Consider the following 21,074-nt stretch of genomic DNA (forward strand, 5'->3'; position numbering starts at 1 on the left):
GTCAGAACACGACGACCATGCCGTCCTCGGCCGCCATATGGGGCAGAGCTTCGAGGCGCGACAGCATGTCGTCGCTCATATGGGTGAGGACGAGCCGCTTGGCGCCGATCGCCGGCAGATGCTGTTCCAAGGTCTTCAGGCTGAGATGGTTCTTCACCACCTTCTCGTACGTATAGGCCTCGGCGATGAAAAGGTCCGCGCCATGCGCCAGCGGAATGAGCGTCTCCGTCCATTCGGTATCGGCGCTGTAGGCGAGCGTGCGGCCCTCGGCCTCGACGCGGTAAGCAAGGAAGGGGCCACCGGATTCGCCGTGCACGACCGGATAGGGCGTCACCGTCACGGGGCCGAAAGTCCGGCTTTGCTCGGGCGAGAGCTCGACGACATTTAGCTCGAAGCGCTGCTGTGTCTTCGAGGAGTGCTCGAACAGCGCCTCCATCATCTCACGCAGCCGCCTCTCGATACCTTGCGGGCCGGCGATCGTGAGCGGCCGCGTCCGCCGCGAGAATTGCGCGTCGAGCAGGACAAACGGCAACCCGGCAAAATGATCACCGTGGAAATGCGTGATCAGAATGAGATCGATCTCGTCACGGTCGATCTCGAGCCGCTTCAGCGCCGGCAGAGCCGACGCGCCGCAGTCGATCAGGAAGTTGGCCTCGCGCCCCGAGACGTGGAAGCAGGTGTTGAGCCTGCCGCCGGAGCCGAAAGCATCGCCGCAGCCGACAAAGCGCAATTGCATCGGCTGCGGACCCTCAAAATCTCACCGGCCGCGCGGCGTGCCGAACACGCGCGAGAGCAGCCAGATCGGGATCACGATGACTGCGCCGAGCAGGAAGTAGCGCCACAGCCAATTGATGGTGTCGAAGCCGAGATCCCAGAGACGCTGGAACAACAGGCGGATGCTGGTGAGGATGTTCCAGGGATCGAAGCCGATCGCGGCCAGCACGACACCGACCAGGATCGAGAGCAGGACCAGGCGAAACGCGACCGCCAGCGGCGAGCCGCCGAGAAAGCGGTTCAGCCCGTCGTTGCGGCCGGCCGGCAAATCTCTGACGTCTTGGACCATCTCAAACTCCTCAGGGGATTCGACCCATTATAGGGCACGGCGAGGCAGATGGGGAACCCGCAACGAGGCTTCAATCGGGTTACGGGAGTTTAATTCGGGCGCCTCAGACCTCGATCTCCGCCGCCTCCGCCTTCAGCATCCGCTCCAGCGTCTCCAGCCGATCGGCCTCCCGCGGAGGCTTGTCCCAGCGCAGGCGGCTGATGCGGGGGAAGCGCATGGCGACGCCGGATTTGTGGCGCGGCGAGCGCTGCAGGCCCTCGAACGCCACCTCCAGCACCAGCCCCTTGTCGCCCTCGTGTACGACATGACGGACGGGGCCGAACTTTTCCGTGGTGTTGCGCCGGACGAAGCGGTCGATCTGCAGCAGCTCTTCATCGGTGAAGCCGAAATAGGCCTTGCCGACCGGCACCAGTTCGTCGCCGCCCTCGCCCGCGGTCCAGACGCCGAACGTGTAGTCGGAATAAAAGGACGAGCGCTTGCCGTGACCGCGCTGCGCATACATCAGCACGGCGTCGATGATGTGCGGATCGCGTTTCCACTTCCACCACTGGCCCTTCGGCCGGCCCGGCAGATAAGGCGCATCGCGCCGCTTCAGCATCACGCCTTCGACGGCGTCCGCGTCTTCGCCGGCACCGGCACTCGCGGGATCGGCGCGTGCGGCGGTGAGCGCGTCCCAGCTTGTGAAGGAAACCGTGGGCGACAGATCGATGCGGGGATCGTCGAGCTTCCCGATGAACGCCTCCAGCCGCTCGCGCCGCTCCGCGAATGGCAGCTCGCGCAAATCGTTCTCGTCGTCGCCGAGCAGATCGTAGGCGCGAAGGTGGATCGGAAACTCCTTGATCAGCTTGGGCGAGACGACCTTGCGGTTGAGCCGCTGCTGCAGGACGTTGAAACTCTGCACACGGCCCTCACGCAGGATCAGAAGCTCGCCGTCGATCGCGCCGGGCAGGCGCAGCGACGGCACGAGATCGGGAAAGCTCCCGGTGATGTCCTCACCGGTGCGCGAATAGAGCCGCGCCGTGACGTGGCCGCGCTCGTCGCGCCCTGCCACCGCCTGCACGCGGATGCCGTCCCATTTCCACTCGGCGATGTAGTCGGCGGGATCGAGCGCCGCGAAATCGCTGTCCTCGATCGCATGCGCCAGCATCACCGGGCGGAACGGCGCGGGATCGCGGTTGACCGGCTTTTCGCCGCGGCCCTCCAGCCAGGCGAACAGGTCGAGATAGGGCGGGCTGAGCCCCGGCCAGATCAGCTCGACCTCGTGCGGGTCCTTGTCGCCGAGCGCGGCCGCGGCGGTCTTGGCGAGGCGCGCAGAGATGCCGATGCGCAGCGCCCCGGTGACGAGCTTCAGCAGCGCCCAGCGGCCGGTCTCGTCGAGCTCGTCGAGCCAGCGCTCGAGCTGTTTCGGCAGTTCGGTCTTGCCGAGGGTGCGAAGCGTGGTGACGACTTCGGTGAGGGTCGGCGGCGGTGGATTGTTGTGGTTGCGGGCGTGAGGGGACTCATCAGCATCTCGCCCGGGGTACCCCCCTCCCTGCCCCTCCCCCGCAAGGGGGGAGGGAACGGTGAGGCTCGTGCGTCCCTCACTTTGGGAATCGCCAAGAGATATTGTGCTCGCTGACAGCGCCCCACTCCGCTGCGCTCCCTCCCCCCTTGCGGGGGAGGGTTGGGGAGAGGGGTGGCCCGGAAAAGACTGCGCATTGTCTCGCGTCTTCGGCCACATCAGCGCCACCGTCTCCGAGAGATCGCCGACGTAATCGTAACTCAACCCGAACAGCACCGGATCGGTACGCGCCGCAATGAGATCGCGGATCAGGGCGGGCTTGGCATGCTTGAAGCTGAGCGCGCCGGTGAGCGCGGCCAGCGCATAGCCGCGGTCGGGGTCTCCGACCTCGCGGAAATAGCCGGTGAGCAGCCGCAGCTTGTTGTTGCGGCCGGGCTCGTAGGCGAGACGGTCCAGCAATTCGGCGAAGCGGTTCATGCCTCGGCCTCGTCGGTGGCCGGCGCCTCGCTCTCCTCCTCGTCGCCATAGCCGACGAGATCGAGCGGCTGCGCTTTGAGGCCTTTGCTCCGGCACCAATGCACCAGCGCATCTTCCTGGCCGTGCGTGACCCAGATCTCGCCGGCACCGGTCGCGGCGATGGTGGCGGTGAGACCGTCCCAATCGGCATGGTCGGAGATCACCAGCGGCAGCTCGATGCCACGCTGCCGCGCCCGGGCGCGCACGCGCATCCAGCCCGACGCGAACGCGGTGACGGGATCAGGAAAGCGCCGCGTCCAGAGATCTGACGTGGCCGACGGCGGGGCCAGCGTGATGGTGCCGGCAAGCACCGCCTTCTTCACGCCCTTCACCGGCCTGAGCTCGCCCAGCGCGATGCCGCGGCTTTGATAGTACTCCGTGATCTTCTCCATCGCGCCATGCAGAAAGATCGGTGCGTCATAGCCAGCCTGCCGCAGCAGCTTGATCACGCGCTGGGCCTTGCCGAGCGAATAGGCGCCGACCAGATGCGCGCGCTCGGGAAACAGCGCGACGGAGGCGAGCAGCTTCTTGACCTCGTCGCTCGCATCGCCATGCCGGAATACCGGCAGCCCGAACGTCGCCTCGGTGATGAAGACGTCGCATTGCACCAGCTCGAACGGCGTGCAGGTCGGGTCGGGCGCGTCCTTGTAGTCGCCGGAGGCGACGATGCAGGTGTCCTTGCAGGTCACCGCGATCTGCGCCGATCCCAGCACATGGCCGGCCGGGTGGAATTTCACGCGGACATCGCCGAGCCGGATCTCCTCGCCATAGCTGATGGCTTGCGTCGATCCGGCAAAATTCTCGCCGTAACGCAGCCGCATCATGTCCAGCGTTTCCTGCGTCGCCAGCACCGCACCATGGCCGGCGCGGGCATGGTCGGAATGGCCGTGGGTGATCACGGCCCGCTCGACAGGGCGGACGGGGTCGATATGGAAGCCGCCGGGCTTGCAGCACAGGCCGGCAGCAACTGGCAGCAGGATGTCTTGCGGACGCATGCCTGCTATATAGGTTGCGTCATCGCATCTTCTACTCATCACCGCTTCGTTCCCTGGTTCCCGATGCCCCTCCGCCTGTTCCTGACCTCCGGCGATCTCATGGCCGACCGCCGCTTCGAGTTCGCGCGCGATCTCCAGCTCAAGGGCGACCTGCCCGCCGCCGCCGACCTCATCGAGCAGGCGATCGAGCTCGCGCCGAACTTCACCTCCGCCTGGTTCACGCTCGGCGAAATCCGTGCCCAGCTTGGCGAGCGCGACAAGGCGATTGCGGCGTTTCGCGAAGCGAGGCGGGCCGACCCCGATGACCAGCACGGCGCCGCCCTGCATCTGATGCGGCTTGGCGACGCGCAACTCGCCGAAATGCCCAAGGCTTATGTGCAGGCCCTGTTCGATCAATATGCGCCGCGCTTCGAGCACACGCTGATCAACGACCTCGGCTATCGCGCCCCATCGCTGATCTTCAAGGCGGTGCTGGCCGCGCGCGTCGCCGCCAGGAAGCCCGCGCTGTTCAAGCGCGCCATCGATCTCGGCTGCGGCACCGGGCTTGCGGCCGCCGCCTTCGCCAAACAGGTCGACCATTTCATCGGCATCGATCTGTCGGCCGGCATGATCAGGGAGGCGCGCGCCACCAACCTCTACGCCGAGCTCGAAGTCGCCGACATGATCGAAGGGCTGCGGAGCAAGGCCGATGGATGCGCGAACCTCGTCGTCGCCGCGGATGCGTTCGTCTACCTCTCCGATCTCGCACCGGTCCTCAGCGAAGCCAGACGCGTGCTCGTATCCGGCGGCGTGCTCGCCTTCACGCTGGAGACGCACGATGGCAACGGCATCGTGCTCGGCGAAGGCCTGCGTTATGCCCATTCGGCGGAATATGTGCGCGGTGCCATCGCCAAGGCCGGGCTCAAGCTGCTGACGCTGGAGCCGGCCTCGCCGCGCATTGAGAATAACGAGCCGGTGAGCGGTCTCGTGATCGTGGCCGAGAAAACTTGAGTCTAGGCGCTAGCGCCCCGTGATTTGAGCGTCATTGCGTCGCAAAGCCGTGACTTCCCACTTGCGAGCCGTGCTGCGTTCCCAGCACAATGCGCATGCCAGGGAGAAACAAATAATGACGAAGAATCCATCGCGGCGCGATTTCAGCGCCGCCGCGCTCGCCACCATCGCCGCATCCACCTTGCCCGCCCCTTACGTCTGGGCCGCGGAGAAGAAATACGATGCGGGCGCCAGCGACACCGAGATCAAGATCGGGCAGACCGTGCCGCATTCCGGCCCCGGCTCGCTCTATGGCGTATTGGGCCGCATCGGCGAAGCCTATTTCCAGATGCTGAACGAGAAGGGCGGCATCAACGGACGCAAAGTCAAGTTTCTCACCATGGACGATGCCTATAGCGCGCCGAAATGCGTCGAGGCGACGCGGCGCCTGGTCGAGCAGGAGGAGGTGCTCGCGCTGTACGGCTCGCTCGGCACCGCGCCGCAGACCGCCGTGCACAAATATCTGAACTCCAAGGGCGTGCCGCAGCTGCTGCTCAACACCGGCGCATCGAAGTGGAACAATCCGAAAGAGTTCAAATGGACGATGGCGGGCCTGCCGCTTTATCCGACCGAGGCGCGCATCCTTGCGCGCCACGTCGTCAGCGTGAAGCCGAACGCCAAGATCGGCATCCTCTACCAGAACGACGACTTCGGTCGCGACTTCCTCGGTCCCTTCAAGAAGGTTTTGGAAGACGCCGGCGGCACCGCAAAGGTGATCATGGAGCAGACCTACGATCTCACCGAGCCGACCGTCGATTCCCAGCTCATCAACCTCTCGAAGTCGGGCGCCGACGTCTTCTACAACATCTCGACCGGCAAGGCCTCGTCGCAGTCGATCCGCAAAGTCGCCGAGCTCGGCTGGAAGCCGCTGCAGCTTCTGTCCGCCGGCTCGACCGGCCGCTCGATCCTCAGTGCCGCGGGCCTCGAGAACGCCACCGGCATCGTCGCCATCCGCTACAACAAGGAGGTCGGCCTGCCCAAATGGGAGAAGGACCCCGACGTGATGGCGTTCGAGGAATTGCGCAAGAAGTACACCCCGGCCATCGACCCCGACAACACCATCGCCTTCGCCGGCTACGGCCAGGCCGTGACCATGGGCGAGATCCTGCGCCGCTGCGGCGACGACCTCACCCGCGCCAACGTGCTGAAGCAGGCCTCGAATCTCAAGGGATTCCACTCGCCCTACTTCCTCGACGGCGTCACCTACAGCTACACGCCCGAGGACTACACGCCGATGAAGACGCTCTTCATCTCCACCTTCACCGGCAAGGACTGGGACATCTCCGACAAGCCGATGTCCGAGTAGACAAGGGGCGACGCCGCTGCTGCTTCCCCTCTCCTGCTTTGTCAGGAGAGGCAGGAAGCAAGAGCGCGCTCAGGCGCTAACTTGCGACAGCCAACCGATACGCCCGCGTCGCATTCACACCGAATGCCTTGTCCCGCGGCTGCGGGCCAAGCTTTGCCAGGCAGGCCTCCAGCGCGCTCTTGATCTCGCCGTAGCTTCCCGCGAGCAGGCACACCGGCCAGTCCGAGCCGAAGATCAGCCTGTCTTCGCCGAAACACCTCGCGGCGTGCGCTACGAACGGAAACAGGCGTTCCGCATCCCAATCATTCCAGACCGCCTCCGTCGCCAACCCTGAGATCTTGCACCAGACATTGCCGCAAGCCCCGAGCGCCTTGATGCGATCGGCCCACTCGTCGCTGCCACCATCGGCGATTGGCGGCTTAGCCGCGTGGTCGAGCACGAACCGCGCGTGCGGAAAGGCCTGCGCGGTTGCGATGGCGGCGGGCAGCTCGCGGGTGCGGACGAGGAAATCGTAGGCGAGATCTCGGGCGAAAACAGCGGTGAGGCCGCGCTGGACGTCCTCGCGCAGCAGCCAATCGGGATCGGCTTCATCGTGGACCTGGTGGCGAATTCCGACCAGCTTGCCGCCGCCGGGTGAAGCGCGAAGCCGATCGAGCGCTTCGCCGAGCGTACCATCCGTCAGGTCAGCCCAGCCGACCACGCCGACGACGAAGGGATTTTCGTGCGCTATCCGCAGGAACTCCTCGGTCTCCTCGAGAGAGGAGCGGCATTGCACCACGATGCTGGCATCGATGCGGTTCGCTTTCAGAAGCGGCGCGAGGTCGGCGGGACCGAAGGCGCGGCGGATCGGCGTCAGCTCGTCCGCTGCCATCCAGGGATAGTCCGCGCGCGCCGGGTCCCAGAAATGCTGATGGGCGTCGATGATCATGTCTACGCCCCACCCGGCAGCGGCGCGCGCGCATCGACGAGGTTTCGAGCATGCAGCTCCTGCCAGAAGGCCGCCGGCACCGCCGTCTCCGACATCGCGATGTTGTCGGCAACCTCCGCGGCGTTGCGCGCGCCCATCACGGCGACCGTGACGGCCGGATGCGCCATGCAGAACTGGAGCGCGGCGGCCTTCAGCTCGGTGCGATGCTTGCGGCAGAGCGCCTCCAGCTCCAGCGCCCGCGCCACCAGCGCAGCATCGGCGTCCTGATAGTTGAACTTCGCGCCCGCATGCGGATTGGCGAGAATACCGCTGTTGTAGATGCCGCCGAGCAGGATGCCGATGTTCTGCGCCGTGCAGAGCGGAAACAGCGCATCCAGCGCGCCCTGGTCGAGCAGCGTGTAGCGCCCGGCCAGCAGGAAGCAGTCGACCGGCACGGCCTCGGCGAAGCGGACCGGCATCTCCGACTGGTTCATGCCGGCACCGATCGCCTTCACCGTGCCCTCGCTGCGCAGGCGCTGGAGCGCGCGGAAAGCACCGGCGACGGCGTCGTCATAATGATCATCAGGGTCGTGCACCAGCAGGACGTCGACGCGATCGAGCCCGAGGCGCGCAAGACTCTCCTCCACCGAGCGAAGCACGCCGTCATGGCTGAAATCGAACACCGGCCGCTCGCGTGGCGTGCCCTTGTAGTGCTCGTCCTCGGCGGCGCCGTCATCCGGTGCGCGCAGCAGGCGGCCGACCTTGGTCGAGATGACGTAGGAGTCGCGATTCTGTTGCCGCAGGAATGCGCCAAGCCGCCGTTCCGCAAGGCCGAAGCCGTAGAGCGGCGCGGTATCGAAGAATCGCACCCCGAGCGACCAGGCGCGCGCGATCGTCGCTTCCGCATCGGCATCGCTGACCGGGCTGAACAATCCGCCGAGCGGGGCGGAACCGAGACCGATTGAGGTGACGTCGAGCGAGCCGAGCCGCGACCGTTTCATGCCATATCCTTCCAACAAAACACCTCTCCCGCTCGCGGAAAACGCAAGCGGGAGAGGCACGCAGGAGCGCGGGGCTGGCGGCGCTCCTACTTCAACATCTGCGCGACGTTGTCCTTGGTCACGAGATCGAGACCGGTATAGACGATCTCCGGCACCTTCTCGCCTTTCTTGATGGCGAGCAGCGTGTCCATCGCCTTCTCGCCCATCTCGAGCGGACGCTGGCCGACCAGCGCATTGGCATAGCCGTCGCGCAGCAGCTCGAGCTGCATCTTCAGCGTATCGGCGACGACAAGCGTGAACTTGCCGGAATCGATGTCCTTCTTGTTCCTGCTGGCGAAAGCCTTGAAGCCTTCGGGCGCGAACATCGGCCAGCCGCCGATGGGAACGATGGCGGCGAGATCAGGCGTTGCGGTGCGCATGTCCGTCATCTGCTGGACAGCGAGTGCGGGATCGTCGTTGCAGAAGGTCGGAGAGCCCGCGACCTCCGTCCATTTCGAGCCCTTCAGCGCCTCGCGCACGCCGTCGACGCGCTCGGCGAGATTCTTGGCGCCGGGGCCGCCCGAGACCATGGCGTATTTGCCGCCGTCGGGGCGCATCTTCACCAGCTGCTTGCCGAGCGCGACGCCGAACTCCTTATTGTTGGTGCCGATATAGGCGATGCGCTTGGAGCCGGGCGCATCAGCATCGAAGGTGATGACGGGGATGCCGGCCGCCGTCGCCGCCTCGATCGACTTGGTCATGGCCGCGACGTCGGCGACCGAGATGGCGAGACCGTCGACCTTCTGGGTGACGAAGTCCTGGATGATCTGGGCCTGCGTCGCCGGCTCATGCTCGACCGGTCCCTTGTAGATGCACTCGATATTGCCGAGCTCCTTGGCGCGCTTCAGGCAGCCGTCGCGCGCGAAGTCGAAGAACGGATTGTTCATCGCCTTGGGCACGATGACGAAGCGGTAGTTCGCGGCCAACGCCGGCGTTGCCATCATTGCGACGGCGATGCCGGCAAGAAGAAATTTCCTCATTGTCTCCTCCACCCTTGTTTGGTGCCTATCCTCTCGAAAGCGCCCGGGAAGCGGACAGGCAACATTTTATTTGTCTTCCCGAAGCGACGTTACGTCAGCTCATCCGCGAGCGGATGCGATCGACCAGCACGGCCAGGATGATGATCACGCCCACCAGCGTCTGCTGCCAGTAGGAGGAGACCTGCGCCAGCACGAGCCCGTTGCGGATCACCTCCAGCAGCACGCAGCCGACGATGGCCCCGAGCGGGCCGCCGATGCCGCCGGCGAGGTTGGCGCCGCCGATCACGGCCGCCGCGATCACGTTGAGCTCGTAGGACGTCGCCATGTTGGCGGGCGCCGATCCGAGCCAGCCGGAGATGATGATGCCCTGCAGGCCTGCTGCGAGCGCGCAGATCACATAGACCTCGATCTTCACCCGCACCACCGGAATGCCGGTCAATTCGGCCGCCTTCTCGTTGCCGCCGAGCGCGAAGACATGGCGACCGAACGCGCTGTGATGCAGCACGACGGCCATCGTCAGCGCGAGGACCACGAGATAGATGAAAGGCACGGGCACGCCGAGCACGTCGCCCGACGTGAGCGCGTAGAAACGATCGGCGTCGGGCCCGCCCGGAAAGCTGCCGCGGCCGTTGGAGACGACATAGCCGAGCCCGCGCACAATCGAGAGCATGCCGAGCGTGGTCACGAAGGGCGACAGGCCGAGCACGGCGATGCAGAAGCCGTTGACGAGACCCGCGATCAGCGCGACGCCGAGGCCAGCAAGGATCGAGATCAACAGGATCAGGCCGGGCACGTTGGCAATTACGGTCTTGCCGTCGGCCGCCATGTGTACGAACAGGGAGCCCGCGGGCGAGCCGGGCGCCGACAGCTCGGTCATCACCATCGAGGTGATCATGGCGGAGAAGCACATCATCGATCCCACCGACAGATCGATGCCGCCGGTGATGATCACGAAGGTGACGCCGAGGGTGGCGATGGCGATGAACGAAAAGTTCTTCGCCACGTTCTGCATGTTGCCTTCGGTGAAGAAATACGGGCTGGCGAAATGCATGATCACCAGCAGCACCGCGAGCGCGAGCAGCACGTAGCCGGTCTGCGAGGCGAAGATGCCGCGCTGCCACCATCTGATCCGGCCGACATTGGTGAAGCTGATCGGGGATTCCATGGGCATGGCCATCACGCCGCCTCCTTCGCGCCGGTGATGAGGGCGGTGACTTCCTCTGGCGAGGTCTGGTGGATCGGCTTGTCGGCCCGCTTCTCGCCGCGGCGCATGACGATGACGCGGTCGCACACCGCGAACACGTCGGGCATGCGGTGCGAGATCAGCATCACCGCGACACCCTGCTCCTTGAGCCGGTGGATCAGGCCGAGCACCTGCTCGACCTGGCGCACCGAGATCGCGGCGGTGGGCTCGTCCATCATCACCAGCCGGGCATTGGAGAGCCGCGTCCGCGCGATCGCGACCGCCTGGCGCTGGCCGCCCGACATCTGCTTGACGAGATCGTCGGGGCGCGTCTCCGAGCGCAGCTCGCCGAACAATTCCAGCGCGCGCGCCGCCATCGCCTTGTGGTCGAGCAATGCGATGGGTCCGAATTTGCGCTTCAGCTCGCGGCCGAGGAACACGTTGGCCGCCGCCGTGAGATTGTCCGATAGCGCGAGGTCCTGGTAGACGACCTCGATGCCGACCGCGCGGGCATCGACCGGCCGGCTGAAATGGACCGCGTTGCCGGCAAAGCGGATCTCGCCATGGCTGGGGCGGAAATTGCCGGCGATGATCTTGACCAGCGTCGACTTGCCGGCGCCGTTGTCGCCCATCAGGCCGACCACCTCGCCCGGCATGACCTGCATGTCGACGCCGTGCAGCGCGCGGATCGCGCCGAACTCCTTGCCGATACCGGTCAGCTCGAGGACCGGTGTCGCGTCAGCCTTTGTCATCAGCGGCCTTCCTCAGACGTAGCGGTTGACCAGGGATTCCAGATATTCCTGCCGGCCCGAGCGCGGCTGCGGGTCGAAGCCGGGACGAAGCGCATGGTCGGCGAGATCGGCGAGCGAGCGCTGGCCGCCGAGAATGGCGCGGCCCTCGGGGCCGGCCCATCCCTGGTAACGCTCGGTGAGCGGCGCCGTGAGGGCGCCGGCATCGACCATGTCGGCGGCGGCGAGGAACGCGCGCGCGCAGGCGTCCATCGAGCCGACATGGGCGTGGATCAGATCGTCCGGATCGATCGACTGCCGCCGGATCTTGGCGTCGAAATTGAGCCCGCCCGTGGTGAAGCCGCCGCGGTTCAGGATCTCGTGAAACACCAAGGCGAGCTCCGGGACGTTCATCGCGAACTGGTCGGTATCCCAGCCGAGCAGATCGTCGCCGCGGTTGACGTCGAGCGACCCGAACACGCCGAGCGTCTCGGCGAGCGCGACCTCATGGTGGAAGGAGTGGCCAGCGAGGATCGCGTGGTTCTGCTCGATGTTGAGCTTGACGTCTTTCAAGAGGTCGTAGCGCGCAAGGAAGCCGTAGCAGGTGGCGACGTCGAAATCATATTGATGCTTGGTCGGCTCCTTGGGCTTCGGCTCGATCAGGATCGGCCCCTTGAAGCCTATTCTGTGCTTGTGCTCGACGACAAGCGAGATGAAGCGGCCGAGCTGGTCGAGCTCGCGCTTGAGATCGGTGTTGAGCAGCGTCTCATAGCCCTCGCGCCCGCCCCACAGCACGTAATTCTGGCCGCCGAGCCGGTGCGTCACCTCCAGCGCGGCGCGGACCTGGCCTGCCGCATAGGTGAAGATCTCCGGGTCGGGATTGGTCGCCGCGCCCGCCATGTAGCGGCGATGCGTGAACAGATTGGCGGTGCCCCAGAGCAGGCGGACCTTAGCTGATGCCATCTTCGCTTCGAACAGATCGGCGATCGCGTTGAGATTCGCGACGGATTCGGCGAGCGAGCTGCCTTCCGGCGCCGCATCGACGTCGTGGAAGGTGAAGAACGGCACGTCCAGCAGGCGGAACAGCTCGAAGGCGACGTCGGCCTTGGCCCGTGCCTGCGCCATCGCGTCACCGCCCTGGTGCCACGGCCTCAGGAACGTCTCGCCGCCGAAGGGATCGCCGCCCGGCCAGCAGAACGAATGCCAATAGCAGACCGCAAAGCGCAGATGATCCTCCAGCCTGCGGCCATGCACGAGGCGGTCCTTGTCGTACCAGCGGAACGCGGGCGCCTGTCCCGCCTCCTTGCCGGCGAAGGCGACGGGTGCAGTTGCATCGAAGAATTTGGCTGACGCGTTCACTTAAGGGGTCTCCTTCAATGCGGGATAAAGCGCGCGCCATCGCCGATAGGCCTCGTCATAGGCCTCAGTGACGGATGCGCGGGGCGTGAAGCTCGCGAGCCGCCGCGGGCGGGTGCAGACGTCCGCAGGATCTTCGCCGGTGGCAGCGAGCCGGCCGAGCCGCGCGGCGCCGAGGGCCGCCCCCACCTCGCCTTCCTCGACGCGGTGAACGGGAATGCCGAGCACATCGGCGCAGATCTGCGCCCACAGCGGCGAGCGCGAGCCGCCGCCGACGAGATCGAGCTCGGCAACAGGCCCGCTCGCCGCACTCAGCGCCGCCAGATTGTCGCGCGCGGCAAAGGCCACGCCTTCGAGCACGGCCTGCACGATCTGCGTCCGCCCGGTCGCACCGCGCAGGCCGACGAAGGCGCCGCTCGCGGCGGCATCGTTGTGCGGCGTGCGCTCGCCGTCGAGATAGGGCAGGAATTTGATCGGGCTCGGCCCGTCGACGCTCTCGCCGAGCGGCGCCAGCAGCGCTGCGGCCGGCGTCTCCATCACACCGGCGAGCCAGGCCAGCGAGGCCGCTGCCGAGAGCATCACGCCCATCTGGTGCCAGAGGCCGGGCAGCGCGTGGCAGAACGCATGCACCGCCGTTTCAGGCGCCGGCGCGAACCGGTCGGTGACACGGAACACCACGCCTGACGTTCCCAGCGACAGGAACGCATCGCCCGGCGCGATCGCGCCGAGCCCGATCGCGCTCGCGGCGTTATCGCCGGCGCCCCCCGCGACCACGACATCTTTCGCCATGCCCCAGCGCCGGGTGAATTCCGGCGCGAGCACTGCGCTCACCGCGCTGCCCTCGACGAGGCGCGGCATGTGGTGCAGATCGAGCCCGGTGGCATGCAGCAACAGGGGCGACCAGCGGCGCAGACCGACATCGAGCCACAGCGTGCCGGCCGCATCGGACATGTCCTCAATCAACTCGCCGGTCAGGCGATAGCGCACATAGGCCTTCGGCAGCAGCACCTTTGCGACGCGCGCGAAGATTTTTGGCTCATGCCGCGCGACCCACAACAGCTTCGGGGCGGTGAAACCGGGCATCGCCAGATTGCCGGCCATCGCGTGCAGCGAGGGGCAACGCTGCTCCAGCACGGCGCATTCGGCCTGGGAGCGCCCGTCGTTCCAGAGGATCGCCGGACGCAGCGGCCGTCCGTTCTCGTCGAGCAGCGTCGCGCCATGCATCTGGCCCGACAGGCCGATGCCGCGGACCCGCGCCACCTCGCGCGGATGGCGGGCGGCGAGATCGTCGACCGCGCCGATGACTGCATCGACCCAGGAATCGGGGTCCTGCTCGGACCACAGCGGCGCCGGGTGCGACAGCGCAAGCTCGCGCGCCGCCGTCGCGAGGATCGCGCCGGCTTCGCTCACGAGCACCGCTTTCACACCGGAGGTGCCGATGTCCAGTCCGAGATACAAATCGTCCTCCCATTGCCCATTGCGGTGCGCGAGCTTGCGTCGCCTTCCCGCCAGGCCGTTCCATATTCATCTGCCGCTAAGGCAGATTGTCCCGCATCACGATGTCGATCCTGATCTTCTCCTGTTCGCGCAGGATCGGCTCGCCGCGGGCGAGCGCGAGCAGCACGCGCACGGCGGCGCGCGCTTCATGTCCGGGGTTCTGCGAGATCGCGGCATCCATCACGCCCTGCAGCAGCAGCCGGCGCGTCAGCACGGTGACGTCATGACCGACGAACACCACCTCGTCGCGGCCGGCATCGCTCAACGCTTTGGCGACGCCTTGCGTGCCGGCACCGACGTTATAAAGGCCGACAATGTCGGCATGCTTGCCCAATAGCCGCGCCAGCACCTGCTCCGAACGATCGTCCTGGTCGCGCCCTTCCAGCACCGGCAGCACGTTGAGCCCGGGGAATTCCGACGCCATCACCTGGTTGAAGCCGAAGATGCGCTCGGCATGGTCGCGCAGGCCCTGCGAGCCCGCGACGATCGCGACCTTGCCGGACCTTTGGCCGGCCAGCCGCCCGACCAGCGCGCCGGCGGTGCGCCCGGCGGCAATGTTGTCGATGCCGACATAATGGTGGCGGCGCGACGACGGCACGTCCGACACCAGCGTCACCACCTTGGTGCCGGCATCGACGAGATCGTTGATCGCGGCGCGGACGCCCGGATGATCCAGCGCCACCACGGCGACGCCGTCGTAATCGCCCGACAGCGCCTCCAGTGAGGCCGCAAGCACGGAGGGATCGAACACGTCGGTCGCGACCATCTCGACATTGAGGCGGCGGACCGAGAGCCAGGCCGACATCTCGCCGAGATAGGCCTCGATCTGCTGCATGAACGGGTTCGGCCCCGACGGCATCACGAAGGCAAAGCGGCGGGCGCGGCCGCGGGCGAGCTCGGCGGCGGCAACGTGCGGCTGGAACGCGTTGCGCTCGATCGCCGCCTTGACGCGCCGCACCGTGTCCGGCCGCACCCCCGGGCGATTGTGCAGCACGCGATCGACCGTCGCCAGGCTGACGCCCGCCTCGCGGGCGATGTCCTTCAGCGTCAGCGCGGTCGCGGCGAGGGTATCGGCCATCGCTGAAGGTTAGCAGAGGTGTTTTGAGGTACGCAACTCATTTTGAGGACCATCGCAGCCGCAACTCAATTTCCGATTGCAGATACAGCCATCAGCTCGCCATCGGCGTCTCGCTCGAACGCAGGACGCGCGGTCCGGCCGCCTTGCCTATGGTTGCCGTTCACCGACGGCGCCACAACGGGCGTTCGCGGCAAGATCATGAGAGAGAGCCTTATGAATTGGTTGCTTGATATTTCCGAGCAGTACCGGTCACAGCTCCGGGAAGGTCCCTTCTTCAGACAAGTTGCCGGCGCGACGCTGCCAAACGATTTGCAATGGGTTCACCAGCTCGTCCACCAGTCGCGCGAATTCACCCAGGCGCTTTGTCTGCGGTCCGCGCTGTGTCAGGACAGGCGTTATCAGCCCGTCTTCGCCGAACACGCCATGGAGGAAGCCGACCATCCCGATCAGCTCGTGGCCTGGATGACCGAGCACGGATTTTTGCGCGACACCGAGCCCGGCGATGTGCCGCCGACGATCGAAACGATGAGCGCGATCTCATATTGCTGGCGCAGCGCGATGCGCGATCCGCACGATGTGCAGGTCGTCGCCCTGAACCTGCTCAGCGAGGGCGTTGCGCTGGACTTCTATTCAGCCGTGATACCGGTGCTGGACCGACTCAGGATTCTGAGCGGACGCTACTGGAGGACCCACACGGACGTCGATGCGCACCATCTGTCGATGGGGCTGGATATTTGCGGCGATGTCGCCAGGGATTCGGACAAAGGCAGGCTGTATCAACGCGTGTTGTGGCAGTCCGCAACGCTCTATCATCAGATGCTCAGCTCCTGGGCCGGCGAACGGGTCCAACCGCTCCCGCAACTGGCCTGAGCGTTGACCGGACTTGTCGACAGGCCATGACAGGTCTGCCCTGATCTCACAGCTTCCCGTAGGAGGCGCCGCGCCGCGTGATGATGACGTAGCGCGCGTCCTGCCTGGTTTCGTTCTCGAAGATCACGGCGCGCATCACGTCGAAATCCAGGCAGTCGCCTTCGCGCAGGCGCACCGCCTTGGCGTCGATGTGCACGGCGATCGCGCCCTCCAGCATCAAGAGCTGCTGGGTGAAGGCGTTGCGGCCCCAGGGGCTGTACGGCACCCGCGCACCGGCCGGCAGATCGACGACGATGATCTCGATCCCGCTCGCCGCATCCGTCGGCGAGGCGTGCCGGCGGCGATAGCCGCTGTCGGGATCGCGCCAATGCGGCTGGTCGGCAAGCCGCACCAGCCGCTCCGGCGGCTTCTCGGCCAGCGCGACGACATCGCTCAGCGACACGTCCAGCGCCGCGCAAAGCCTGCCGAGCAGCGCCGCCGTCGCACTGCTCTGCGCCCGCTCCACCCGCCCGATCATGGCGCGGCTGACGCCGGAGCGCGCGGCCAGCTCGTTCAACGTCATGCCCGCCTGTGTCCGCAGCGTCTTCAGGCGGCGACCGACCGCGCGGTCGAGTTTCTGCTGGTCCATGGCTTTCATCCGAACGTTGCCCGGTGTAGGGACCGCATCCACGGGGCGGGAGGGAGCTTAGAGCGGGCGGGGTATGCATGCCGAGAGCGAGAGGCTAACATATTAGAATCTTCGCCGGCGGCCACTCGCTGGGAATACTCCGGCTCGATGGACAAGCCGCAGCAGCGTAGTAGTCCCGAAGCTGATCAATATCGGCGAGCACTTCCAGCGACCAATGACCGGAAGCTTACGCGCCACCACGCAGTGAATTCTTTTCGCGCAGAGACTCTTCCATATTCAGGGTCTCGCCCTTGCCTGCATCGAGCGAATGGATGCCGCGGTCTATTTCCGACCGCAGGGCGTTGAGCTTCTCGACATGCGAAAGCAATTTCCGGCCGATCTCTTCCTGATCGGCGGCCGGCAACCGGGAAATTTGCGCAAGGGCTTGTTCGAGCGTCCTGACCATGGCTTCAGCCTACCACATTCACATTCCGCAGACTGGCCGGCCGAAAACTTGGAGCGGGCGAAGGGAATCGAACCCTCGTATGCAGCTTGGGAAGCTGCCGTTCTACCATTGAACTACGCCCGCGGATGCGCTGCTCACGCCCGTCCTGATTAGCCGAGACGGCGCCTCCCGCCAAGCGGTTTGGCGCAGCCAGCCGGCCGGTTATTAACGTCTTGGCAAGATTCCAGGTGCGTCGGATTGTGGCGGTGTTATGATCGGATGTCTGGGGAGAGACGTGCACTGAGTGGGGCGTGTGCATGGTGGGGCGTGGCTATTCGATATTCGACACGGCGATCGGGCGCTGCGGCATCATCTGGAGCGACACCGGCGTGGTGGCCGTGCAATTGCCGGGGGCGCGGGAGATCGACACCCGCCGCCGCATTTTTGCAGTCCATCCCGAGGCGCGCGAGCAGCGCCCCTCCGACAATGCCGAGCTTGCGATAGAGGGCATCGTGAGCCTGCTGCAGGGCAACGATCCCGATTTTTCCGAGGTCAGCCTGGATGCCGGCGGCGTGCCCGGCTTCAATCGGCGCGTCTATGAGTTCGCCTGCTCGATTCCGCGCGGGGAGACGCGGACCTATCACGAGGTCGCCAAGGCGCTGGGCGCTTCAGGCGCGGCGCATTCGGTCGCACAGGCGATCGCCAAGAATCCCTACATGCTGATCGTGCCCTGCCACCGGATGTTGGAGGCCGGCAATTACACCGACCGGCTCTCGCCTTACGGCGGGGTGATCTCCAAGCGGCGTCTGCTGGCGCTCGAAGGCGCCCATCCCGTCGCCAGCAAGACGCTGTTCGAGGTGCTGCTGCCCGTTGCCCCACCAAGGCCGTCCACCTAGATAAGGCGGCATGGACGCGACCACGCTGCTGACGTCACAATCGATGACCGTCTCCGAGTTCCGCTGCGACGCGGGACCGGGCGATACGCCATTTGCCGAATGCCGCACCGGGCATTCCATCGCCTATGTGCGCTCGGGCAGCTTTGGCTGCCATTGCCGCGCCGGTTTCTTCGAGCTGGTGGCGGGCTCGATGCTGGTCGGCGCGCCGGGCGAGGAATACACCTGCACGCATGAGCATGTCAGCGGCGACGTCTGCCTGGGCTTCTTCTTCGGCGAGGACATGGTCGACGCCCTCGGGGGACGACGCGAGGTCTGGCAGGTCGGCGCCACGCCGCCGCTGCCCGAATTGATGGTGCTGGGCGAGCTCGCCCAGACGGCGGCAGATGGCAACAGCGACATCGGCCTCGACGAGGTCGGCCAGATCCTGGCCGGCCGCTTCATTGATGTTGTGTCCGGCAGGGCGCGCAAGCCGGCGACACCCACCGCGCGCGACCGCCGCCGCGCCGTCGAGGCCGCGCTGTGGATCGACGACAATTCGCATGCCGAGCTCGATCTCGAACAGGCGGCAAAGCAGGCGGGCCTCAGCCCGTTCCATTTCCTGCGGCTGTTCTCGAGCGTGCTCGGCGTCACCCCGCATCAATATCTGGTGCGCTCGCGGCTCCGGCACGCAGCGCGGCTGCTCACCGATGACGACATCGCAGTCACCGATGTCGCCTATGACGTCGGCTTCGGCGACCTCTCCAATTTCGTCCGCACCTTCCACCGTGCCGCCGGCGTATCGCCGACCAAATTCCGCCAGGCCTCGAAGGGAGAGCGCAGCATCTTCGCCGAACGCCTCGTCCTCAACTGAGACAGGTCGGCTGCGGGGGCGGGTAATAGTCTGTTGACCAGACGGGCGCGACGCGCTGGGCTTACGGCACGCCGCGCGATATTACAACCAAAGAGCGAATCAACGCTCTTTCAGTGCGGCGACCCGGCAGATGAACAGTGCCCCGAATGACGTGATTGCGGCCACATTGGTTGCGCTTGCCGTCGGCCTCGCTTTCATCGCCGGCTGCGCCGTCTATTATGGCCGCCGGATCACCTCGCACAGGATTCCGATGCAGTGGGGCACCGACGGCCAGCCGGCCTGGTTTGCCCCACGTCTCATCGGGCTCTGGTTCAGCTTCGCCGTCACGGCGGCCCTGTCCGCGTTCCTGCTCATTCTCGCCCTTCACGACCCGCAGAAGCTCACGGCCCTGACCGTCGCCACGGTCAGCGTGATCGGAACGAACATGTGGGTTCACGTCTATCACCTGAAACGGGTGATCCGGTGGCAGTCGGAGGCGCCGGCGAACTAGCCGGGTGCCAAGCGCAAGATTCTCCAAGAGCCGCCCGCCTCGTCCCGACTAGGGTCGTCTCCGGCGCGCGCCATTTGCGGCGCGCTTTGCAAATGGAGACGACCATGTACGACCACATCGGGCTTCGCGTTGCCGATCTCGACGCCGCCACGCGCTTCTACACGGCGGTGCTGGCGCCGCTCGGTTACGTCCTGTGCTCCAGCGGCGACGGCTATGCCGGCTTCGGGCCGAAGGGCGAGCCGGCGCTGTGGCTGCACCTGAACAAGGGACGCAAGGCCGACGGCGTGCACATTGCGTTCCGCGCCGGAAATCATGACGCGGTCAAGACGTTCCACAACGAAGGCCTCAAGAGCGGCGGTCGCGACAATGGCGGCGCCGGGCCGCGCAAGGATTACAGCCCGACCTATTACGCGGCGTTCCTGATCGACCCTGATGGCAACAATGTCGAGGCGGTTTGTGCGTGAGCTTTAGCCGCCAGCGAGATCTCGTAGGGTGGGCAAAGCGACTTGTCCGCCGTAGCTCGAAGAGCGAAGGCGGAAGCGTGCCCACCGACTGCTCGCGTCAATCCAAATGGTTGGCACGGCGCTACTCGCCTTTTGTCCACCCTACAAAACTGTTTTTGAGGAAACTCCATGGCCTCCATCCACAACGACATCCCCCTCAATGCGCCGGCGCGCGACGTCTGGGACGCCGTGCGCGACTTCGGCGCGCTGCATGAGCGGCTGGCGCCCGGCTTCGTCACTGCCTGCACGCTCGACGGCGATGCGCGTATCGTCACCTTTGCCAACGGCTCGGTGGCACGCGAGGTGCTGGTCGATTGCGACGACGCGCGGCAGCGCCTCGTCTATGCCATCAGCAACGAGCGGCTGAAGCATTACAGCGCCTCGGTGCAGGTGCTCGCCGACGGCGAGCGGAGAAGCCGTTTGGTGTGGATCATCGACATGCTGCCGAACGAGCTTGCAGCCTATGTCCAGGGACAGACCAAAGAGGCCGTCGTTGCGATACATAAGGCGTTCCCACCCGCTGCGGCGTGAGCCGCGGTCCACGCTTTGCCGTTCCGTGAGTTTTCTCACAGAGCTCCGCCCTCGCCAGCCGTAATCATCGCGGCGTGCGTCCGGTCGGCTCCGCGCTCCCGGCGGTGCCACGCACGCGAGGAGCATGCCATGAGAGGTGCTGACAAGGTGATCTGCCAGGCGGCCGCCGTGCTGCTGCTGTTTTCCGTCGCGAGCTCGCCGGCGAAGGCGCAGTTCCTCGGCGGCGCAGGTGCCGGCGGCGAGGACATGATGACCCAGATGGCCCCGATGCTGGAGATGATGAAGGCGAAGATGGGCAAGCGCCGCTTCGCCATGATGATGCAGACCATGGGCCCGATGATGAGCCGCATGATGGAGAATGGCGGCGGAGGGCTTGGTGGCATGATGGGCGGCGGCCTCGGTGGCCATCTCGGCGGCGGTTTTGGCGCACCCAATTACGGCGGCTACACCCCGACAGGGGGCGGCACCATGCCGGCCGGTTATGGCGGCGTTGGTGGCGGCGACATCATGGGCATGCTCGGCGGCTCCGGCGGCGGCGACATGATGGCGATGATTCCGCAATTGATGCGGCTCGCCAATGTCGGCGGCGGTAGCAGTCATCGCCGCCACAGGCATCGCTAGAGCATGATCCGGAAAAGTGCGCAGCGGTTTTCCGAAGAGATCATGCTCAAACGACAACCCGAAGCGCGATGACGATTCGACC

Annotated in this window: 23 protein-coding genes and 1 tRNA gene; 9 read left to right on the forward strand and 15 right to left on the reverse strand. The window is 65.9% G+C overall.

The features are described 5' to 3' along the window. Position 1: 1 nt before the first annotated feature. The 4 genes from AABA84_RS31040 to AABA84_RS31055 form a co-directional block, all read right to left on the reverse strand. Positions 2 to 736 carry an MBL fold metallo-hydrolase gene (locus tag AABA84_RS31040; RefSeq protein ID WP_338314027.1) on the reverse strand — a complete coding sequence of 245 codons (735 nt, stop codon included), beginning with the start codon at positions 734 to 736 and terminating at the stop codon, positions 2 to 4. A gap of 21 nt (positions 737 to 757) precedes the next feature. Then, on the reverse strand, positions 758 to 1,063 hold the full coding sequence (locus AABA84_RS31045; RefSeq protein ID WP_018320831.1) for a DUF6460 domain-containing protein: 306 nt from the start codon (positions 1,061 to 1,063) through the stop codon (positions 758 to 760). 103 nt (positions 1,064 to 1,166) lie between these two features. Then, positions 1,167 to 3,041: an ATP-dependent DNA ligase gene (locus AABA84_RS31050; RefSeq protein WP_212244051.1), complete on the reverse strand. Its 1,875-nt coding sequence runs from the start codon at positions 3,039 to 3,041 to the stop codon at positions 1,167 to 1,169. Then, a complete protein-coding gene (locus AABA84_RS31055; RefSeq protein WP_338314044.1) occupies positions 3,038 to 4,075 on the reverse strand; it encodes a ligase-associated DNA damage response exonuclease in 1,038 nt (345 codons plus the stop codon). The genes AABA84_RS31050 and AABA84_RS31055 overlap by 4 nt, the downstream gene beginning before the upstream one ends. Before the next feature lie 63 nt (positions 4,076 to 4,138). Here AABA84_RS31055 and AABA84_RS31060 point away from each other — a divergent pair, with 63 nt between their 5' ends. Both AABA84_RS31060 and AABA84_RS31065 read left to right on the forward strand, forming a co-directional pair. Beyond that, positions 4,139 to 5,065 (forward strand): class I SAM-dependent DNA methyltransferase, encoded by a 927-nt coding sequence (locus AABA84_RS31060; protein ID WP_212244049.1) that lies wholly within the window; start codon positions 4,139 to 4,141, stop codon positions 5,063 to 5,065. Between the two features lie 115 nt (positions 5,066 to 5,180). After that, on the forward strand, positions 5,181 to 6,410 hold the full coding sequence (locus AABA84_RS31065) for an ABC transporter substrate-binding protein (protein WP_212244047.1): 1,230 nt from the start codon (positions 5,181 to 5,183) through the stop codon (positions 6,408 to 6,410). 76 nt (positions 6,411 to 6,486) lie between these two features. On the opposite strand, the gene AABA84_RS31070 is transcribed toward AABA84_RS31065, so the two are convergent. From AABA84_RS31070 to AABA84_RS31105, 8 genes are all read right to left on the reverse strand, one after another. Then, positions 6,487 to 7,338: an amidohydrolase family protein gene (locus AABA84_RS31070; protein WP_212244045.1), complete on the reverse strand. Its 852-nt coding sequence runs from the start codon at positions 7,336 to 7,338 to the stop codon at positions 6,487 to 6,489. A gap of 2 nt (positions 7,339 to 7,340) precedes the next feature. After that, positions 7,341 to 8,318, reverse strand: a complete 978-nt coding sequence (locus tag AABA84_RS31075) for an aldo/keto reductase (protein ID WP_212244043.1) — start codon at positions 8,316 to 8,318, stop codon at positions 7,341 to 7,343. 86 nt (positions 8,319 to 8,404) lie between these two features. Next, entirely contained in the window at positions 8,405 to 9,337 is a 933-nt protein-coding gene (locus AABA84_RS31080; RefSeq protein ID WP_212244041.1) for a sugar-binding protein, read from the reverse strand. 94 nt (positions 9,338 to 9,431) lie between these two features. Beyond that, positions 9,432 to 10,514 (reverse strand): ABC transporter permease, encoded by a 1,083-nt coding sequence (locus tag AABA84_RS31085; protein ID WP_338314028.1) that lies wholly within the window; start codon positions 10,512 to 10,514, stop codon positions 9,432 to 9,434. Further along, the gene (locus tag AABA84_RS31090) at positions 10,514 to 11,272 is read right to left on the reverse strand and encodes an ATP-binding cassette domain-containing protein (RefSeq protein WP_212244037.1); all 759 of its coding nucleotides are present in this window, start codon (positions 11,270 to 11,272) and stop codon (positions 10,514 to 10,516) included. Before AABA84_RS31090 ends, AABA84_RS31085 begins: the two co-directional genes overlap by 1 nt. A 12-nt stretch (positions 11,273 to 11,284) precedes the next feature. Beyond that, a complete protein-coding gene (gene xylA / locus AABA84_RS31095; protein ID WP_338314029.1) occupies positions 11,285 to 12,607 on the reverse strand; it encodes a xylose isomerase in 1,323 nt (440 codons plus the stop codon). Continuing rightward, positions 12,608 to 14,062 carry a xylulokinase gene (gene xylB, locus AABA84_RS31100; RefSeq protein WP_212244034.1) on the reverse strand — a complete coding sequence of 485 codons (1,455 nt, stop codon included), beginning with the start codon at positions 14,060 to 14,062 and terminating at the stop codon, positions 12,608 to 12,610. It lies immediately after the preceding gene. A gap of 76 nt (positions 14,063 to 14,138) precedes the next feature. After that, the gene (locus AABA84_RS31105; RefSeq protein ID WP_338314030.1) at positions 14,139 to 15,179 is read right to left on the reverse strand and encodes a LacI family DNA-binding transcriptional regulator; all 1,041 of its coding nucleotides are present in this window, start codon (positions 15,177 to 15,179) and stop codon (positions 14,139 to 14,141) included. Between the two features lie 213 nt (positions 15,180 to 15,392). Here AABA84_RS31105 and AABA84_RS31110 point away from each other — a divergent pair, with 213 nt between their 5' ends. Continuing rightward, on the forward strand, positions 15,393 to 16,049 hold the full coding sequence (locus AABA84_RS31110; protein ID WP_338314031.1) for an iron-containing redox enzyme family protein: 657 nt from the start codon (positions 15,393 to 15,395) through the stop codon (positions 16,047 to 16,049). A gap of 46 nt (positions 16,050 to 16,095) precedes the next feature. Here the strand turns inward: AABA84_RS31110 and AABA84_RS31115 are convergent, their stop codons facing one another. The 3 genes from AABA84_RS31115 to AABA84_RS31125 all read right to left on the reverse strand — a co-directional run bounded on the left by AABA84_RS31115 (position 16,096) and on the right by AABA84_RS31125 (position 17,245). Beyond that, positions 16,096 to 16,677 (reverse strand): helix-turn-helix domain-containing protein, encoded by a 582-nt coding sequence (locus AABA84_RS31115; RefSeq protein ID WP_338314032.1) that lies wholly within the window; start codon positions 16,675 to 16,677, stop codon positions 16,096 to 16,098. Between the two features lie 226 nt (positions 16,678 to 16,903). After that, on the reverse strand, positions 16,904 to 17,122 hold the full coding sequence (locus AABA84_RS31120) for a hypothetical protein (protein ID WP_338314033.1): 219 nt from the start codon (positions 17,120 to 17,122) through the stop codon (positions 16,904 to 16,906). A 49-nt stretch (positions 17,123 to 17,171) separates the two neighbouring features. Continuing rightward, positions 17,172 to 17,245 (reverse strand) — tRNA-Gly (locus AABA84_RS31125). Positions 17,246 to 17,418: 173 nt separating this feature from the next. Between AABA84_RS31125 and AABA84_RS31130 the strand changes: the two genes are divergently transcribed. From AABA84_RS31130 to AABA84_RS31155, 6 genes are all read left to right on the forward strand, one after another. Continuing rightward, positions 17,419 to 17,997, forward strand: coding sequence for a methylated-DNA--[protein]-cysteine S-methyltransferase (locus AABA84_RS31130; RefSeq protein ID WP_338305921.1), 579 nt, complete (start codon positions 17,419 to 17,421; stop codon positions 17,995 to 17,997). Positions 17,998 to 18,007: 10 nt separating this feature from the next. Then, the gene (locus AABA84_RS31135; RefSeq protein ID WP_338305922.1) at positions 18,008 to 18,847 is read left to right on the forward strand and encodes a helix-turn-helix transcriptional regulator; all 840 of its coding nucleotides are present in this window, start codon (positions 18,008 to 18,010) and stop codon (positions 18,845 to 18,847) included. A gap of 130 nt (positions 18,848 to 18,977) precedes the next feature. Beyond that, complete coding sequence (locus AABA84_RS31140) at positions 18,978 to 19,337, forward strand: hypothetical protein (RefSeq protein ID WP_338314034.1); 360 nt, start codon at positions 18,978 to 18,980, stop codon at positions 19,335 to 19,337. A 104-nt stretch (positions 19,338 to 19,441) separates the two neighbouring features. Beyond that, a complete protein-coding gene (locus tag AABA84_RS31145) occupies positions 19,442 to 19,801 on the forward strand; it encodes a VOC family protein (RefSeq protein ID WP_212244019.1) in 360 nt (119 codons plus the stop codon). A gap of 168 nt (positions 19,802 to 19,969) precedes the next feature. Beyond that, positions 19,970 to 20,371, forward strand: a complete 402-nt coding sequence (locus AABA84_RS31150; RefSeq protein WP_212244018.1) for an SRPBCC family protein — start codon at positions 19,970 to 19,972, stop codon at positions 20,369 to 20,371. A gap of 129 nt (positions 20,372 to 20,500) precedes the next feature. Next, positions 20,501 to 20,992: a hypothetical protein gene (locus AABA84_RS31155; RefSeq protein ID WP_338314035.1), complete on the forward strand. Its 492-nt coding sequence runs from the start codon at positions 20,501 to 20,503 to the stop codon at positions 20,990 to 20,992. Positions 20,993 to 21,074 lie beyond the last annotated feature (82 nt).

The sequence above is a fragment of the Bradyrhizobium sp. TM239 genome (assembly GCF_036247985.1).
GTDB classification, from domain to species: Bacteria; Pseudomonadota; Alphaproteobacteria; order Rhizobiales; family Xanthobacteraceae; genus Bradyrhizobium; species Bradyrhizobium ottawaense.